An 18433-nucleotide genomic window follows, 5' to 3' on the forward strand; every position below is an offset into this window, starting at 1 on the left:
AAAGGTAGCCCATGAAAAAAACACTCACTCGGCTACCTGCCGCATTCTTCACTTTCTGGCTCACCCTCGGCGCTTTGGCAGCGCCTCTGCGGGCGATATCCGTCGTTCCCCCTACTCTGACCACGCTGGTCGGACAATCCGAAGAGATCGTTCGCGCGTCCGTGGCGGAGGTCGAAAGCCGGTGGGTCGAGAGCCGTTCAGGCAAACAAATCATCAAAACGTTTGTTCGTCTGCGGATCAAAGAAACGGCCAAAGGCCCGGCGAACGAGGAACTCACCCTCAGTTTTTTCGGTGGCACGGTGGATGGCTACACCATGGCGATCGCCGGCATGCCGACGTTTCGCAAAGGGCAGCAGGGGTGGTTTTTCGTCAAAGGTAACAACCGCGTGATTTGTCCGCTCAATTTCGCCCATCACGGAGCCTATCTCCTGCAGGCGGGACCGACGGCCGGTTCGACTCAGGTCATGCGACTCAATGGTGCCCCGCTTCGCTCCACCGCCGATATCGGCGATGAAACGGACGATCACGCCGCCGCCTCGTCCAGTTTCGCCGCCACCGCCATGACGTCGGACGCCTTTCGGGCCGCGATCACGCAGGAACTCAACCGCCTTGGGACGACCCGGGAGGTGCAGCCATGAACGCGCCCTCTCCGTCCCGTTCCTCCCTGCACCTTATCAAACCGTGGCTCATCGGAGCCGCCGCGCTGGTCAGTGCCGCATCCACCCAGGCTTGGACGGCCTTGGGGCCCACTTGGCCGAGTGGCACCGTGGTGTTTCACCTCAATCTGGACGACGACGGGGCGCCTCTGATCAATACCGTTTTATCCGACAACTCGGCCAATTGGAACTCGGTCATCGAGGCCTCACTGGTCAACTGGAACGCCGTTTTGAACCGCATTGAACTCGTCTCCGCTGCCCGCGTGGAGGCCCCGGCTTACAACAACGGCGTCACCGAGTTTTACTGGGGCAATGAGGTGTTTGGGGAGGAAATCGATGAAAACGTTCTAGGCGTCACGCTCTATATCCGCGATCCCCTCAACTCGGCGGCGATGAAAGAAACGGACATCGTGTTCCACGCCGATGCGGCGACATGGAACTCCTACCGAGGCAGTCATCGCAACGGTTCAGCCGACTTCAAGCGGGTCGCCTTGCACGAGATCGGGCATGCCCTCGGTCTGGGGCACCCCGATCAAGCGAATCCCGTGCAAACCGTGGAGGCCGTCATGAACTCGACGGCGTCCAATACCGACCGCCTACGTGCGGATGACATCGCGGGCGGGGAAGCGTTGTATGGGCAAGCCTTGGTCAGGCCCGCGTTTTCACGAGCTCCACTGAGCGTGACGGCCAATGTCGGAGACTTGGTGAAGTTCGATTTTGAAGTCGACGGAAAGTTGGTTTCGGCCGACACCGCCGACCCGAGTCTCGGGCATTCGTGGTATTTCCCCCGCCTCGATGTCGAGAGCTGGCTGTTCACCTTCCATGACCCGGAATTGTTTATTGGCGCGGCTCAAACCTATGACGCAGGCACTTACACCGTTTTCATCGGCAATGCGGATGGCCAGGTGGAGGCTGCGGCGGAACTCGTCGTGAATCCGGTGGAAACTTCTGCCGCAACCAAAATGGCCAACCTCTCCACCCGCGCCTTTGCCGGTTCGGGCTCACGCACGCTCACGGTCGGCTTCGTCATCGAAGGGACGGCGCCGAAACGCGTGCTGGTCCGGGCCGTGGGCCCGACGTTGGGCGAGGATCCGTTCAATTTGCCGGGCACCCAGGCCGATCCGCGCCTCACCTTGATTCAAAGCGAAGTGGGTGATGTCGCCACCAACGACAATTGGGAAACCAACACCACGGCGACGGCGGCCGAGATTGCCGCGATCACCCAAAGCGCCGGCGGCTTCGCCCTGCCCTCCGGTTCGCTCGACGCGGCCATTTTGGTGGAACTGGATCCCGGCGTCTACACCGCTCAAGTCGAGGGTGCGGCGGGCGACGAGGGCCTGGTCATCGTCGAGGCTTACGACGTCGATGCGACGGATAGCGACAGTCGGCTCGTCAATTTGTCGACTCGCGGCTATGTCAGCACCGGCAACAACATCATTATCGCCGGTCTGGTCGTGGAAGGTCCGGCCCCGCGCACTTACCTGCTGCGCGCCGTGGGTGACACGCTGTTGGATTTTAACATCCTGGACTACATGGACGATACCGTGATGACGCTCTATCAGGGCCAGACCATCATCCGTTACGTGGACGACTGGGATGACCCATCCGAACATCAGCCGATGCTGGAAAGCGCCATGCAACAACTCGGCGCGTTCCCTCTCACCGATCGGCAGGAATCCGCTCTCAAAATCACCCTCGCCCCCGGGGCCTACACCCTGCAGGTCTCTGGTTTTGGTGATGCCGAAGGCGTGGCGCTGATCGAGATCTACGAGTTTCCCGAAGATTGATCGATTCATCGCCGGTTTTGGGCATAGTATCACTCATCGTCATGGTTTCTTCCTTTAGCCGAATATTCGCCGTTCATCGATTCAGTCTCTGCGGATTGGTGACCGCGCTGCTGCTTTCCACCGCCATTGCGCAAACGCCTCCGCGGAAATCGCCGTTCAATCGACCTACGGCGGCTCCGTCCACGGTTTCCGCGTCGCCTGATTCCACGGAATACGAACTTACCGGCATCACCAAACTGGGCGACGCCACGGTCGTTTGCGTGACCGTGATCGCCACCCGTAAAAGCCACTGGATCAAGATCGGCGAATCCTCCAACGGCATCCATGCACTCGCCCACGACCCCGAGACGGGACAGGTCACGATTCGCCGCAGCGGACGGGATATTGCGTTGATGTTGAAGAAGCAGACTTATGACCCGTCCATGCTGACCGCCTACGAGCCTACGCTTCCCTCCGGCCCCGTGCCCATGGCGGGGGTCGCCGCCCCCGTCGCATTGACCGACGAGGACAAAGCGACCGAAGCGCGCATGCTGGTCAGCGATTTGCTCGAGATTGGCATGATTCAGCGCAAGGCCTACCAGGAAGCCCAGACCAAGGAACGGGACGACCAGCGAGCGGCGGCGAAGGACAGCGCCAACGCCCCCACCCCGCAGTGACGCCAAGAGATCGCATTAAGCTGCCAAACAACGTGATACGGAGGGTCAATTTTCGGCTTTCTCCCGACGCGTCCCCCCGTTTGCCTTGCGTGGAATGAAGATACTTATCACCGGCATCTGCGGCTTCGTCGGCAGCACCATCGCACGCGAATTGCACGCGACGGATTCCAGCCACACGTTGATCGGACTGGATAATTTCATTCGTCCCGGCAGCGAGACCAACCGCGCCGAACTCAAGGCCATGGGCGTGCAACTGTTGCACGGTGACATTCGATCCCCCTCCGACCTCGAGGCGGTGCCGTCCGTGGACTGGGTGATCGATGCGGCGGCCAATCCCAGCGTGTTGGCCGGAGTCGACGGACACACGAGTTCGCGGCAGTTGATCGAGCACAACTTGACCGGCACGGTGAACATGCTCGAGTTCTGCAAAGCGCACCGGGCCGGGTTCACGCTGCTGAGCACCAGTCGGGTTTATTCCATTCCGCCCTTGGCGGATCTGGCGGTGCAGGTCCATCGCGGGGCTTTTCGTCCCGACCCTGCGGCCGCGCTTCCGATGGGATTAACCGACCAAGGCGTCAGCGAAGATTTCAGCACCCAAGCCCCCGTTTCTCTCTACGGCGCGACCAAAGTGGCGAGCGAAGCCCTGGCGCTCGAATACGGCTGCACGTTTGGTTTCCCCGTCTTCATCAACCGTTGTGGCGTGATGGCCGGAGCGGGGCAGTTTGGCCGTCCCGATCAAGGGATCTTCGCCTTCTGGCTCAACAGCCACCTGCAGCAGCGCCCCCTGAAGTATATCGGATTCGATGGTCAAGGCCACCAAGTGCGCGACTGCCTGCATCCTCGCGACCTGATTTCACTGCTCACCAAACAGTTCTCCGCCGGGAATGTGGCGGTCGACGACCGGATCATCAATGTCAGTGGAGGTGCAGCTTCCGCGATGTCACTCCGCCAACTGACCGCATGGTGTGATCAAAATTTTGCGCCCCATCCTGTCACCACCCAAGCAGAGGCCCGACCCTTCGACATTCCCTGGATGGTGCTCGATTCCTCGAAAGCCGCGCGGGTCTGGGATTGGCGGCCGGAAACGCCGACCCTCCAAATCCTCGAGGAGATCGCGACGCACGCCCGCGCTCATCCCGATTGGCTCGATCAATCCGCTCCCTTTTAACTCCGCTTTTTTTTGAGCTCCGTAACGCCCAACCTGCCACCGCCGACGCTTTTCTCGGTCATCATCCCCGCCCGCGACGAAGAGGACTCCCTCCCCATCACGGTCAAAGCGATTCACGATACCTTCACCCGGGAGTCCATCCCGCACGAAATCGTGGTAGTGGATGACGGCAGTTCAGATCGCACCTTCGAAGTGTTGGATGAGCTCAAAATCACGTATCCCACCCTCGCTCATGTGAGAAATCCGGGACCACATGGCTTCGGCCGGGCGATCGTCTACGGTCTGAATAACAGCCAAGGCGACGCGGTGGTCATCATGATGGCCGACTGTTCCGACGACCCGGAGGACGCCGTCACCTACTGGCGTCTACTCGAACAGGGTTACGAATGCGCCTTCGGCAGCCGCTTCATTAAAGGTGGCAAGGTCATCGACTACCCGCGCGTGAAGCTGATGGTCAACCGCATGGCTAACTTCTTCATCCGCTTGATGTTCAACATCAAACTCAACGATACGACCAATGCGTTCAAAGCCTACCGACGCACCGTGATCGACGGCTGTCGGCCTTTTCTTTCCCCCCATTTCAACCTCACCGTCGAGATCCCGCTCAAAGCCATCGTGCGTGGATTCAGCTGGACGGTCACGCCGATCAGTTGGAGCAATCGCCGTTACGGAGAGGCCAAGTTGAAAATCAAGGAAATGGGCAGCCGCTACTTTTTCATCTGCATGTATGTATGGCTGGAAAAATCGTTCAGCCGCGGCGACTACAAGCGCGGCGACGGTCGCTACTGAAAACCGCATTGCCCTTCGGCTCATGCGCTGAACCATAGACTGTTTTCATGATCTATCTACTCGGAGGCTCCGGCTATGTGGGGCAGGCCTATCAAGACCTGCTCACTCGCAAAAATATCCCGTTCAAAAACCTGCGACGGGCCGACTTGGACTACACCCAGGTCGACAAACTCACGGCGGCGCTGCAGGCGGATCGACCGGAGTTTTTGATCAACGCCGCTGGCTACACCGGGAAGCCCAACGTCGACGCCTGCGAAACCGACAAAGCGGAATGCCTCTTCGGCAACGCCGTGCTCCCAGGTCGTATCGCCGCGGCCTGCGCTGCCGCCGACGTGCCCTGGGGGCATGTGTCGAGCGGCTGCATCTACACGGGGTCCCGTCCCGACGGCACGGGCTTCACCGAAGAGGACACCCCCAACTTCTCGTTTCGCACCGACAACTGTTCGTTCTACAGCGGCACCAAGGCCCTCGGTGAAGAGACGCTGGTCGGGGTCGACAACGTCTACATCTGGCGGCTGCGCATTCCGTTCGATCACCGCGACAACCCCCGCAATTACATCACCAAACTGCTCCGGTATCAGCGTCTGCTGGAGGCCGAGAATTCGATCTCGCAGCTACATGAATTCGTGGAGGCAACCTTTGCCTGTTGGGAAAAACGCATTCCGTTCGGGACCTACAACGTCACCAATCCGGGTCATATCACGACACGCGAGGTCGTTGACTTGATCAAAGAGAGCGGCGTTTGCACCAAGGATTTCGACTTCTTCGCCGACGAAGATGAGTTCATGCAGATCGCCGCCAAAACCCCTCGTTCGAACTGCGTCATGACGTCCGCCAAACTCGCGGCTGCGGGCATCGAAATGACCGAGGTCCACGACGCGCTTCGCCAAGCGCTGAGTGAATGGGTCCCCGCCTGACGCCTCCGCCCTCGCCCTATGAAAATCCTCGTCACCGGAGGTTGCGGCTTTATCGGCAGCAACCTCGTCCGCCATCTCCTCGACACCCCCGAACACCAGGTTCTCAACGTCGACAAGCTCACCTATGCGGGCAACCCTCACTCGCTCGCGGATCTCGCGAACGATGACCGCTACACGTTTGCCCAGACCGACATTTGCGACACGGTGGCCATCGCCCGATTGTTCGCCGATTTTCAACCTGACTGGGTGATGCACCTCGCGGCGGAATCTCACGTGGATCGCTCCATTGATGGACCCGGCGAATTCATCCAAACCAACGTGGTCGGCACGTTTTCGATGCTGCAGGCCGCTCGCGCCCATTTCGATGCGCTGACCGGCGACGCCAGGGCTCGCTTCCGTTTTCTCCATGTTTCGACGGACGAGGTCTACGGTTCGCTCGGTTCCGAGGGCCTTTTCTCCGAAACCACGCCCTACGACCCGCACTCCCCCTATTCCGCCAGCAAGGCATCCTCCGATCATCTCGCCCGCGCCTGGGCCGATACCTACAAATTGCCGGTTCTGGTCACCAACTGCTCGAACAACTACGGTCCGTTCCAGTTTCCGGAAAAGCTCATTCCCGTGGTTATCCTCAAGGCACTGCGCGGCGAGCCGATCCCGGTCTACGGGAAGGGTGAGAACATTCGCGACTGGCTCTACGTCGGCGATCATGCCGAAGCCCTGCACACGGTGATCGCCACGGGTCGCACCGGCGAGACCTACAACATCGGTGGCAACAACGAGCGCCAAAACATCGACCTCGTTCGCCTGCTGTGCTCGTTGCTCGACGAACTGCGACCGCGGACCGACGGGAAAGCCTACGCCGACCAGATCACGTTCGTGACCGACCGGCCGGGGCACGATCTCCGCTACGCCATCGACGCGTCCAAAATCAAAGCCGAACTCGGCTGGACACCCAGACAGGACCACACGTCCGGCTTCCGTAAAACCGTGCAGTGGTATCTCGATAACGAGGCTTGGACCGCCAACATTCTCAGCGGCGACTACCAACTCGAACGCCTCGGCCACGCCTAAGCATTCCGCCCCATGAACCGAAAAGGAATTATTCTGGCCGGCGGCTCCGGCACCCGCCTTTACCCGCTGACCATAGCCGTATCCAAACAGTTGATGCCGGTTTACGACAAGCCGATGATCTACTATCCGCTGTCAGTGCTGATGATCGCCGGGATTCGGGAAATCCTCATCATTTCGACCCCACAGGATTTGCCGCTGTTTGAAAAGCTGCTCGGCGATGGCTCGGCCTTCGGTCTGCAGCTTTCCTACGCCGAACAACCCAGCCCCGACGGTTTGGCCCAAGCCTTCCTCATCGCCGCCGACTGCGGCTTTCTCGACGGCACGCAGCCGTCCGCCTTGGTGCTGGGCGACAACCTGTTCTATGGGCATGATTTCAAACGCTCGCTGGAATCAGCCGCCGAACGCCAGGACGGCTCCACCATTTTCGGGTATCACGTGGCCAATCCCACGGCTTACGGCGTGGTCGAATTTGCCGACGATGGCCGGGTGATGTCACTGGAGGAGAAACCCACGTCACCAAAATCCAACTACGCAGTTCCGGGGCTCTACTTCTACGACCGCGACGTGGTCGATCTGGCGCGGGCGTTGAAACCCTCGCCCCGCGGAGAGTTGGAAATCACCGATCTCAATCGCCGTTACCTGGAGCGCGGTGATCTGCACGTCGAGCTCCTCGGTCGCGGCACCGCCTGGCTGGACACGGGCACGCACGACTCGCTTCTCGAAGCCGCCGATTTCGTGCACATCATCGAAAACCGCCAAGGCCTCAAAATCGCCTGCCTGGAAGAGATTGCCTACACGATGGGCTGGATCGACGACGCCGAACTCGATGCCCAAATCGCTCGTCTCGGCAAATCCAGCTATGGTTCCTATCTGCGCAACTGGCCTCGGCATCGCGCCTAGTTCAAACGGCGTGTTCCGGCAGTGATCAAAGTCTCGTTCATCATTCCCCTGCACAACGGGCTGGAGCTCACCAAGGTGTGCTTGCGGACCTTGCAGGAGACGCTGCCCGCCGGTCTGGAGCACGAGATCATTTTCGTCGACGACGTCAGCACCGACGGCACACGAGAATGGCTCAAGACTCTGCCAGCTCCTTGTCGCTTCGTCCTCAATGTCGAAAACGCCGGCTACGCCGCCACCAACAACGCCGGCGCCGCCATGGCGACCGGCGAATACCTGGCTCTGATCAATAACGATTTGGAGTTCCTGCCTGGTTGGTTGGAACCGATGTTGGCCGCACTCGATTCGGATCCGAATCTGGGCCTCGTCGGCAATGTGCAGCGCCGGGTCAAAGACGACAGCATCGACCACGCCGGCATCCGTTTCCGGGCCAACGCCAAACTGGAACACATCCAGGAACTCCCTTCCGCGGCCAGTATCCGACGACGCCCGGTTCGGTTTGTGCCCGCGGTCACCGCCGCCTGCTGTATCGTGCGTCGCGAGGTATTCATGCGCCCCCGCCGCGATGGTCACATTCCGGCGCAGCCCGGATTTCGCGTCTCCTATCGCAATGGCGGTGAAGACGTGGACCTCTGCCTCAATCTCCTGGAGTGGGGTTATCGCGTGGCCGTGGTGCTATCCAGCGTGGTGCGCCACCACGTCAGCGCATCCCGTGGTGAAGCCCGCCCCCACGACGAAGCCAACAGTCGCAACCTCTTCGGTTACTGGCGGGATGTAATCATCCGTTACAGCACCGGAGACTGGGCAAAGCAGAAACTACGCGCCTGGCGCGAGGGCACCGAGGTGATGCCCTGGCGCACCGTTGTGACGGCGCTGCGCGTGCGCGCCGGATTCGTCAGCCGCACGCCGCGCTTGGCGTGGATGGAAATCGGCGCGGCCATCTTCTACGAGGAACTCCACTGGCGCAAAGTGCTCGGCCTGCCCCGTCCCCCGGTCGCGGACAACCCGAAGGACTACGTGCTCACCGGACTCAAGAGCGACACGTTGCAGCACGAGACACAGGCGATGCGGGAAAAGTTCACCGCCGTGTTGCCACCGGGCGTCATCGAAAAAAACATTTTCATCAACGGCTTCGTCCTCCCCGCCGATCCCGACCGACGCGAAACCCAGGGCGACATCGGACTTCGCCTCACGGTGAATGGCATTCAGACCGCAACCGCCTTCCCGTTGCCGGACGGCCATTTCAACTGCGGCATCGACAAACCACTTTTGGTCACGGACGAGCCGGTCCGCCTGCAGGTGGAATTGCTCGGGACCGATCGGGAGAACACCCTCGCCTGGCTCGGTCGCGTCACCGCCCGCTGGCCACTGCCCCGCACGTGGCGAGACCGTTTGGAGCGTTACCGGCCACAGGTTAAAAATCGCCGCATTCGCATCTCCCAGATCGTCTGCGACGAACGCCCGATTTACGATTTCAAGAAACGCCGCCCGTTGCGCATCGAGGCCCGCGAAAACAAGGAATACCCGCTCGGCATCAATGTCGTCGGCTGGTTGCGCGCCGAACTCGGCATCGGCGAAAGCGCCCGCTGCATGGCACGGGCGGTGGCGGCGACGGACCTGCCGCACGCTTTCGTCGACATGAAGCTGCCCTGCCTGAATCGCATGGGCGACCAGACTTTCGCGGCGCAGTTGCAGAAGACGAATCCGTATCGGGTAAACGTGTTTCACATCGATCCCCCGGTTTCCGGCGACATCGATCACCACCACGGCGACGCCTTTCGTGACAATCGCCGCAACATCGCCTACTGGGCATGGGAGTTGCCCGAGTTTCCCGACCAATGGGTCGAGGCCTGCCAATACTACGACGAGATCTGGTGTCCGTCCGCCTTCGTGCGGGACGCCATCGCCGCCAAGGTGCCGTTGCCGGTTCACGTGATGCCGCACTCCATCGACTTCATCTTGCCGGAGGGTGATCAACGACCACGCTTCGACCTGCCGACCGATCGGACCTCCTTCCTGTTTCTCTACGACCTCAATTCGTATCAGGAGCGCAAGAATCCGCACGCCGTCATCGATGCCTACCGACAGGCGTTCCCTGATGAAGCAGGCGTGCACTTGGTGATCAAAACCCAAAACCCCGAGCGCAACCCCGCCGCCTTTAGTCGGCTCAAAGCCGCCCTGCGGGGACTGAAGCACACCACGCTGATCGCCCGCACCCTCGAGCGGGAGGAAGTGCACGCGTTGGAAGCCGCCTGCGATGTCTTCGTCTCGCTACATCGTTCCGAGGGTTTCGGTCTCGCCGTGGCCGAAGCGATGTTTGTGGGCAAGCCCGTCGTCTCCACCGATTGGTCTGCTACGGCGGAATTTGTGCATGCCGAAAACGGCTGTCCGGTTCCCGTGGATCTGATTGAGCTGAGCGAAACTCACGGTCCCTACGAAAAGGGCCAGATCTGGGCGAACCCGCGCGTGGCCGATGCCGCCGACGCCATGCGCCGCCTTGCCGCCAATCCAGAGTTGCGTCAACGACTCGGCGCCGCGGCGGCACGGGATATTCGCGCCCAGTTTTCCCCGGCCGCCATCGGAGCCCGCTACGCCAAACGACTCGCGGCCATGCAACTTTGGCCGGACTAAGCCCACCGCGATTTTCATGATTTCTCCCGAAGCACTGCCTGAGGCCATCAACCAGATCCGTTGGTTCCATCGGATCGATTTGGGGCATGGCGTCATCACCCCCGGACTCGATGACACCCCAACGAAATTGGCCCGTATCCAACTTCCCCCTTCGTTGACGGGAAAGTCGGTGCTCGATGTCGGTGCGTGGGACGGTTTTTTCTCCTTCGAGGCCGAACGTCGCGGAGCCAAGCGGGTGGTCGCGGTGGATTCCTACTGTTGGAGCGGTGAAGGCTGGGCCGACAAATCTGGCTTCGAACTCGCGCATGCCCAACTCAACTCGAACGTCGAATCCGTCTACGCGGAGGTGCTCGACATCGAGCCCGAACTGGTGGGACAGCATGATATCGTCTTGTTTCTCGGCGTGCTCTACCACCTGCGCCACCCGCTTTTGGCGTTGGAGAAAATGGCGGCGGTCACCCGGGATTGTCTGATTCTCGAAACCAAGGTCGACCTGCTGCATCTGGGTCCGCCGGCGATGGCGTTTTACAACGGCACCGAACTCAACCGCGACCCGACCAATTGGTGGGCACCCAATCTGCCCGGTCTGCTCGCCATGTTGCGCGCCGTGGGTTTCTCCCGTTTCGAAGTCGTATCCAAACCCAAATCTTTGTTCGACCGCATTTTTCGCAAACCCACCCAACCCGGGTTGTGGTGGCGGGAGATGCAACAAGGGCGCGTCACCGTGCACGCTTTCAAGTCGTGAACACCGGGGCTGCCAACAACGCGCCGTGAACATCTTTCGGCTTCGCATGGTGTGGGAACGCCTCGCCCGAGACGATCCCTATTGGGCGGTCCTCACCGCGCCCGACAAAGTCGGCAACCAGTGGAAACTCGACGCGTTTTTCCAAACCGGCATCGAAGACGTGGAAGCCAGTCTCGCCGTGATTGATCAGCATTGCCCGGACTTGGCGAAGGATCGGGCGCTGGACTTTGGGTGTGGTGTCGGGCGCCTCTCACAAGCCTTGGCCAAGACTTACCAATCCGTAGTCGGAGTCGATGTCGCGGCCAAGATGCTGGAACTGGCGGCGCGACATAATCGCGCCCCGGAGCAGGTGTCGTTCGTGCACAATACCAGGGCGGATCTCAGCAAATTCCCCGCCGGCTCGTTCGATCTGGTTTTCAGTCTCATCACCCTGCAGCACATCCCGGCTGACTTGATTCGTTCGTATTTGCCTGAATTTGTCCGGGTCCTGCGACCAGGCGGTGTCATCTATTTTCAACTACCCACTTCCGTGCCTCCGGAACCGATCGAGGCCCGCAAGTGGTCGTGGTATCCGCCAACGATGGCGACGCGCCTGAAGCGCTGGGGCGGGCGCTGGTTCCGCCGCTTCACTGGGGTCGGCGATCCCATGCGGATGAACGCGCTGCCCGTCGCGGAGGTCGAGTCGCTGCTGCAATCCGCCGGTGCCCACATGGTGGCCATCATCGATCAACCGGTGACCGACGACTGCCCCAGCAACGTCTACATCGCGCGACGCCCGACCTGATCAGGTCTTCCGGCCCATCCGCAGGATGCCCACGAAGAAGCTGGAAAACACGGTCTGAAATCCCAGCGCCGCGAGCGTCACCCCCGGAATGACCCAGCGCATGGTTATGGCGTATTCCAAATTTCCAAACCCAGCAGCATACCACTGTCCGACGGCGGCGAGTAGGAGGCCCGTGCCGGCCAAGAACGCGACCGCGCCCACCACGATGCCTCGCTCCAAATGCATGGTATTGAGCCAACGGGAAAAGCGCGGATCCTCCGGAATCAAACCCTCGGTCGTCGCAAAGGTTTTGGCGAATACGCCGAATTGCAGCAGTTGAAAACCGAGCAAAATCGAGAGACTCGAGGCGAGCAGAGTGTGAGCGTCGAGCGTCGCGCCCCACAGCTTAACTCCCGGCATGCCCAGCGCATAGCCCAATGCTCCGAACGCGCAAAGCCCCACGCCCGGGATGAAAAACAACCACCGCGGACTGCACATCAGGAAAAACCGCAGCGTCCGCCAGCCATCCCGAAAGGTTCGCAGATGCGGCGCGTGCGCCTTGCGTCCATCGGGATGCAACGTCGTGGGAACTTCAGCGATTTTTACCCCGAAGAGACTGCTTTTGATGATCATCTCCGTGGCAAACTCCATCCCCGTGCTGCGCAAATGCAGCCGGTCGTAGAGTTCACGGGTGAATCCGCGCAGGCCACAATACACGTCGTGAATCGGCGCCTGAAACATGAGCCGCACCATGGCCGAAAACATCGGGTTGCCCCACCAACGATGTAGTCGCGGCATCGCTCCCGGCAGGACCACGCCTCCGCCCGAGGGCAGGCGGCAACCTTGCACGAGATCGAACCCTTCCCGGAGTTTATCCACGAATTTCGGCAACTCGAGAAAGTCGTAACTGTCGTCCGCATCGCCCATGATGATGAACCGACCGCGCGCCGCCTCGATGCCTCCCATGAGCGCGTTGCCATAACCCTTGGCCGCCACGGCAACCACCCGCGCGCCGCGGGCCTCCGCGATTTCGATCGAGCCGTCCGTGCTGCCATTATCCGCCACCAACACCTCCCCGACGAGACCATGGGCTTTCATCGCCCGGTGGGCTTTGTCGATGCAGATCGCCAGGGTGTCGGCCTCGTTCAAACATGGCATCACGACCGTCAGTTCGATCGCCGCCGTATCGGTCTCACTGGGGTCGCGGTCAGGCGACGCAACATGGGCATCCGGTTCCATCACAGTCATCAGTTCCTACGACAACCGCATCGGTTTCACCGGACGTTCAGCCGCGGGCGGCAGGGACCGCGTGGCGCGATTAATCGGAATTGAACTCATTGAGCGGGCGCTAACACCCATGGGCCGGAACGGAGGCATCTCCATTGATGAACCCGCCCCCACCTACTTCACAAGCGCGATTCATCCGTTCGGTGGCTGAACCGGTTGATGCTCGCCGACGGTGCGCCCTTGAATGGAAAGCGAAAAGAATCGGATATCCAGCGAACGCTCGTCGTAGAGACTGGCGGGTTGGGCCGGGGCGTCGGATTCCACCGTGAGATGGCTCTCGCCCGGAGGCAGACGCACGTTCCCGATCCGCCAACGCCTGGGCGTGATCCCAAGCTGCTCCTGCCACAGAATACGATCACTTTGCCGCAGCCGCGCCTGCCGATCCGTAAACGCCGCCCACTCGCCCGCCAGCGTCACTTCCACGGGCTGATCATAGGGGTTGTGAATGACGATATTCGCCCGGCCACCGGTCCATCGCCATTGGTGGGTGTCCGACCGTTCGGCGGCATGCCAAGGCGGAGGAAAATCGAGCCGCAGTTCCGGGGTTTCTCCTTCAATCATCGCCTGCGCTTCGTTGGAAATGCGGACGGAGTAGAGGGAATCCGGCAAGGGTTTGAATACGCCCGGGGAGAAGAACATGGTAAGATTACCGAGAATCAGCACGGGCAACCAACGTTTGCCTTGAGGAACCAACAGGTTGAACCCCAGCAACATCGGCAACAAGGAACGCGTAACACCGCCGGGATAGCCCGCCCAGTTCGCCGCGCCCATGACCAAAGTTAACGCCGCGATGGGCACGGTGAGCCGCCAGGCCGGCTGCGACCATTTCCAGCGCAAAAGCAAAAATCCGGCCTGCACCACCAGACTGATGATCGACGCGAAGCCGACCCCGAGCAGATACCACGGCAGATCCGTGCTGGACGCGACGTCCAACAATTCCCCCACCCGGGTCACCATCGCCCGCAGCGGCAGATCAAAGTTGTCGGTGCCGCCGCCGTATTGGGCCATGTCCGCGAACCGCCAGCGCAACAGTAATATCCACAGTCCCAGCGGTGCCGCCACCAAAACGACTCGGGCGATCGCCAACGGCCAGTCCTTCCAGCTGCGCCACTGATCCGGCGCGAACAATCCACTGCCGAGAATGTTGGTTTCTTTGGCCAGACCAGCGACGGCCAGCAAGGCCGTGGCCCGCCACGGGCGCCCTTGCTCCCACCACTTCAACGCCACGGCAAACAGGAGCAGACTCGGTCCATCCACCAACGAAGAATAGACACTGAAACAGGCCCCGACGGACAACATCACGCCCAACCATCGAATCGCCCGATCAAAATTTTTCGGCGGAAACCATCGCAACAGCACTCCACCCAACGCCAACCAACACACCACGTTGATCATCACGTAGGCGGTGATGATCCACTCCGGCCGTCCCGCGCCCAACACATAGGCCACCACCGGCAGTAAGATGCGACGGGCGCGATACGGCAGATTGTCCACCGACTTGGCCAAACCCTCGTTCTCCATGCCCGGGTCCAGCGCCAATTGCGCATAGAATTGACCGTCGTAGCCAAACGACCGGTCGTGCACGAAAACTTTAAAGCCGAGATCCTTGGTCCAATCCCGCTTCGCCAGAGCGTCCTCCCCCACGCCCAGAAAATAGGTCATCCCCGTCTCGGGGGAATAATACCCCGCCAGTTTGAACAACATCCACGCCACCACGGCGACGTAAACCGCCACCCAGGTCCAACGCGTCGTCCGCGGCCCGCGGGAGGATCGTAGTCGTGACAGGAACCGTTGAAACATGGCAGGATCATGACGCAGGACGACCAAACCCATCGCGTCAACTTCCGGCCGAGGGTTTACGCAACCTATGGCATTGCAGCCCGCACGCTCGTCGCCCTGAATCTGCGCCTTCGCCATGCCCACGCTCTCGATCGTCATCCCCTGCTACAACGAGCACGACACCGTCGCCACCCTCATCGAGGCAGTGCTGGCTTCTCCCATCCCCGTCGAAAAGGAAATCATCATCGTCAATGATTGCTCGACCGACGGCACCGACCGGGTGCTCGACGAACAAATCGCCAGCAAAGTCGCCCGGATCATTCACCAACCGGTCAATCAAGGCAAAGGTGCGGCCTTGCGCACGGGATTTGCAGCCGCCACCGGTGACTTCATTCTCATTCAGGACGCCGATCTCGAATACGACCCCAAGGAATACCCGCGACTGCTCACGCCCCTGCTCGAGGGCAAAGCCGACGTCGTTTTTGGCTCCCGCTTCATGGGCGGCGAACCGCATCGGGTGCTCTATTTCTGGCACTCGTTGGGCAACCAATTTCTCACCCTGCTCTCCAACATGTTCACCAACCTGAACCTCACCGACATGGAGTGCTGCTATAAACTGTTTCGGCGGGAAATCGTGGAGCAGTTTGAGATCGAAGAAAACCGCTTCGGGGTCGAACCAGAGATCACCGCCAAGATATGCCGACTGCATTGTCGCATCTACGAAGTGGGCGTCAGCTATGCCGGACGCACCTACGCGGAAGGCAAAAAAATCGGCTGGCGGGACGGCGTGCGCGCGATCTACGCGATTTTGAAATACAACGTGTGGCATCGCTGAACGCATGTTGCTCTACGACCTGTCCCACACTTCCCACTCCCCCGCCCGCACTGGCGTGCAACGGGTCGCGTTGGAGTTGCGGCGAAACCTCCGCATCCAGACGGAGGTCACGGAGATCACGCATGACCCATGGATGCAGTGCTGGCGCCCACTGGAGGCGTGGGAGCAACACGCGCTCGATCACCCTCCGCGCTCCGTCAAACGACGCAGCGCGCGCTGGCCGTTGGGGGCGCAACTCCGTGGCTGGTGGAGACGACGCACCCGGACCGATACCACGCGCACCGTCCTGCCATCGGAAATCAGCGCAATCCTGTGTCCCGAAATCTTTACCGCCCGCACGGGCTCCTGCCTCCCGGAACTTTTTGCTGCGACCGACGCCCCTCGTGTTGCTTTGTTTCACGACGCGATCTCCTTGCGGCTGCCCGATCTCACTCCCCGAGGAAATGTGGGGCGATTTCCCGGCTACTTGCAGGAACTCATGCAATTCGACGGCATCGCCGCGATCTCCGAGGATTCCCGTCAATCCCTTCTCGACTACTGGAAGTGGGCCGACTGGGGCCATGGGCCCGAAGTCGTGGCCCTGCCCCTGGCCTGCGATCACCTCACCATGAACCGGCCCGAGATCCCCATCCCGGCCGGAACACGCCCCCACATTTTGAGCGTCGGTTCGCTGGAAGGCCGCAAGAACCACCTCACTTTGTTGACGGCGTGTGAACAGCTCTGGGATTGCGGGATCGACTTTGAATTGTCCATCTTTGGCGGACTACAGCGCGAAACCGGCACCCGCGCCCTGACCAAGATCCGTGAGCTGCAAAACGCGGGCAGGCCCCTGCACTATTCCGGGTGGCTGCCGGACGCCGAGCTCCGGGCCGCTTACCACCGCTGCGCCTTCACGGTTTACCCCTCCATCATGGAAGGATTCGGGCTGCCGATCTGGGAGAGTTTGCTCCACGGCAAGGCCTGTGTCTGTGCCGATCACGGTGCGGTTGCAGAGTCCGCCCGCGGCGGTGGTTGCCTGATGACCGATACCGCAAATGCCGAAGCTCTCGCGGATGCCATGCAGAGCCTGCTGACCGATTCCGTGCGATTAAACTCCCTGACCGCTGAGGCTCGTCATCGCCAACCTCCTCGCTGGGAAGACTATACCAGACAGCTACTCGAGTGGATCACCACCCTGCCTCGCCACTCGAAAGCTGGTTGAATTTGGCCTTTTCCCGGCGGCATTCCGCCCGTTAGTTTCAATCCCTACGCATGGCCCTTACCTTCTTTAAGCGCAGCCCCAAGGCTATCATTCAACGAGCTCGCGACGACTACGCGACCAAGATGCGCCTCAAATATGCGCCGTATTACCTCCCCATGGAGAAACAATGCGGCACAGAAATCAAACTGGACGGACGCGATATGATCATGCTTTCGAGCAATGATTATCTGGGTTTGTCGTTTCATCCCAAGGTCATCGAGGCCGGACAAAAAGCGATGGAGCTCTGGGGCACCAGCCCCACCGGTGCCCGCTCGTCCAATGGCTCCCGCGCCTACCACACCCAGTTGGAAGCCAAACTGGCGGAATTTCTGGGTCGCGAGGCCTGTCATATCCACGCCGCCGGTTACCTGTCCTGCCTGACAAGTGTCGCCGCCTTCGCCCAAAAGGGAGATTTCATCCTCGCGGACAAAAACATCCACTCGTGTCTCTGGGACGGCGTGCGTCTCTCCATGGCCACCGTGGAACGCTTTTCGCACAACAATCCGGAGGACCTCCGCGAGGTCGCCTCCACCATTGAATCCCGCCGCGCCAAGATGCTCGTCATCGAGGGCGTCTATTCCATGGAAGGGCACATCGCCAAGATGCCTGAGATCATTGGCATTGGTGAAGAATACGGCTGCTTCAGCGTCGTCGACGACGCTCATGGTTTCGGTGTGCTCGGTCGGCAGGGTCGCGGCACGGTTGATCACTTCGGCCTCAATGATCAGGTCGATATCATTTGCGGCAGCATGTCCAAATCGCTGGCCAGCACCGGCGGTTTCATCGCCGCCTCCCATGACGTGATCGAGTATCTGCGCACCAACTCCAAGCAGACGATTTTCAGCGCCGCCGTTCCGCCTTCGCAAGCGGCCGTCGCCTCCGCCGCTCTCGATGTGATGCAAAACGAGCCCGAGCACCACGAGCGACTGTGGCGCAATACCAAGCGTTATACCGACATTCTGAAAAACCTCGGTCTCGACACGTGGGGCAGTGAAACTCCGGCCGTGCCGATCGTGCTGGGCTCGCGCGAGTCGGTGTATCGCTTCTGGAAGGCGCTGTTGGAAAAGGGTGTCTTCACGGTAATGTCGATCGCTCCGGCGGTTCCTCCCGGCAAGGATTTGATCCGCACCGCGATCTCGGCGCTGCACACCGACGAACAGATTGACCGCATAGGCGACGCGATGGCTTACGCCGTCAAAAAACTCTGACCGC

At 60.7% G+C, this 18433-nt stretch carries 16 protein-coding genes; 14 read left to right on the plus strand and 2 right to left on the minus strand.

The window, feature by feature from the left end; genetic code table 11:
- The first annotated feature begins 11 nt into the window (after positions 1-11).
- From PXH66_RS11135 to PXH66_RS11185, 11 genes are all read left to right on the plus strand, one after another.
- On the plus strand, positions 12-638 hold the full coding sequence (locus PXH66_RS11135; RefSeq protein WP_330931557.1) for a hypothetical protein: 627 nt from the start codon (positions 12-14) through the stop codon (positions 636-638).
- The gene (locus PXH66_RS11140; protein WP_330931558.1) at positions 635-2443 is read left to right on the plus strand and encodes a matrixin family metalloprotease; all 1809 of its coding nucleotides are present in this window, start codon (positions 635-637) and stop codon (positions 2441-2443) included. Before PXH66_RS11135 ends, PXH66_RS11140 begins: the two co-directional genes overlap by 4 nt.
- Before the next feature lie 41 nt (positions 2444-2484).
- Positions 2485-3099, plus strand: a complete 615-nt coding sequence (locus PXH66_RS11145; protein WP_330931559.1) for a hypothetical protein — start codon at positions 2485-2487, stop codon at positions 3097-3099.
- Positions 3100-3193: 94 nt separating this feature from the next.
- The gene (locus PXH66_RS11150; protein ID WP_330931560.1) at positions 3194-4267 is read left to right on the plus strand and encodes an NAD-dependent epimerase/dehydratase family protein; all 1074 of its coding nucleotides are present in this window, start codon (positions 3194-3196) and stop codon (positions 4265-4267) included.
- A gap of 12 nt (positions 4268-4279) precedes the next feature.
- Positions 4280-5056: a glycosyltransferase family 2 protein gene (locus PXH66_RS11155; RefSeq protein WP_330931561.1), complete on the plus strand. Its 777-nt coding sequence runs from the start codon at positions 4280-4282 to the stop codon at positions 5054-5056.
- Between the two features lie 47 nt (positions 5057-5103).
- Entirely contained in the window at positions 5104-5973 is an 870-nt protein-coding gene (locus PXH66_RS11160) for a sugar nucleotide-binding protein (RefSeq protein ID WP_330931562.1), read from the plus strand.
- A gap of 18 nt (positions 5974-5991) precedes the next feature.
- A complete protein-coding gene (gene rfbB, locus PXH66_RS11165; RefSeq protein WP_330931563.1) occupies positions 5992-7044 on the plus strand; it encodes a dTDP-glucose 4,6-dehydratase in 1053 nt (350 codons plus the stop codon).
- 12 nt (positions 7045-7056) lie between these two features.
- Positions 7057-7944: a glucose-1-phosphate thymidylyltransferase RfbA gene (gene rfbA / locus PXH66_RS11170; protein WP_330931564.1), complete on the plus strand. Its 888-nt coding sequence runs from the start codon at positions 7057-7059 to the stop codon at positions 7942-7944.
- A 21-nt stretch (positions 7945-7965) separates the two neighbouring features.
- Positions 7966-10572 carry a glycosyltransferase gene (locus PXH66_RS11175; RefSeq protein ID WP_330931565.1) on the plus strand — a complete coding sequence of 869 codons (2607 nt, stop codon included), beginning with the start codon at positions 7966-7968 and terminating at the stop codon, positions 10570-10572.
- Positions 10573-10588: 16 nt separating this feature from the next.
- Positions 10589-11317, plus strand: a complete 729-nt coding sequence (locus PXH66_RS11180) for a DUF1698 domain-containing protein (protein ID WP_330931566.1) — start codon at positions 10589-10591, stop codon at positions 11315-11317.
- Between the two features lie 25 nt (positions 11318-11342).
- The gene (locus PXH66_RS11185) at positions 11343-12101 is read left to right on the plus strand and encodes a class I SAM-dependent methyltransferase (protein ID WP_330931567.1); all 759 of its coding nucleotides are present in this window, start codon (positions 11343-11345) and stop codon (positions 12099-12101) included.
- Here the strand turns inward: PXH66_RS11185 and PXH66_RS11190 are convergent, their stop codons facing one another.
- Entirely contained in the window at positions 12102-13319 is a 1218-nt protein-coding gene (locus tag PXH66_RS11190) for a glycosyltransferase family 2 protein (protein ID WP_330931569.1), read from the minus strand.
- Between the two features lie 180 nt (positions 13320-13499).
- Complete coding sequence (locus PXH66_RS11195; protein ID WP_330931570.1) at positions 13500-15167, minus strand: hypothetical protein; 1668 nt, start codon at positions 15165-15167, stop codon at positions 13500-13502.
- Positions 15168-15282: 115 nt separating this feature from the next.
- Here PXH66_RS11195 and PXH66_RS11200 point away from each other — a divergent pair, with 115 nt between their 5' ends.
- Genes PXH66_RS11200 through PXH66_RS11210 form a run of 3 tightly spaced genes read left to right on the plus strand, consistent with a single transcriptional unit; the run spans position 15283 to position 18429 of the window.
- Positions 15283-15981 (plus strand): glycosyltransferase family 2 protein, encoded by a 699-nt coding sequence (locus PXH66_RS11200; protein ID WP_330931571.1) that lies wholly within the window; start codon positions 15283-15285, stop codon positions 15979-15981.
- Positions 15982-15985: 4 nt separating this feature from the next.
- Entirely contained in the window at positions 15986-17182 is a 1197-nt protein-coding gene (locus PXH66_RS11205; RefSeq protein WP_330931572.1) for a glycosyltransferase, read from the plus strand.
- 50 nt (positions 17183-17232) lie between these two features.
- Positions 17233-18429, plus strand: coding sequence for an aminotransferase class I/II-fold pyridoxal phosphate-dependent enzyme (locus tag PXH66_RS11210; protein ID WP_330931573.1), 1197 nt, complete (start codon positions 17233-17235; stop codon positions 18427-18429).
- The last annotated feature ends 4 nt before the right edge of the window (positions 18430-18433 follow it).

The sequence above is a fragment of the Synoicihabitans lomoniglobus genome, assembly GCF_029023725.1.
Lineage (GTDB): Bacteria > Verrucomicrobiota > Verrucomicrobiia > Opitutales > Opitutaceae > Actomonas > Actomonas lomonigloba.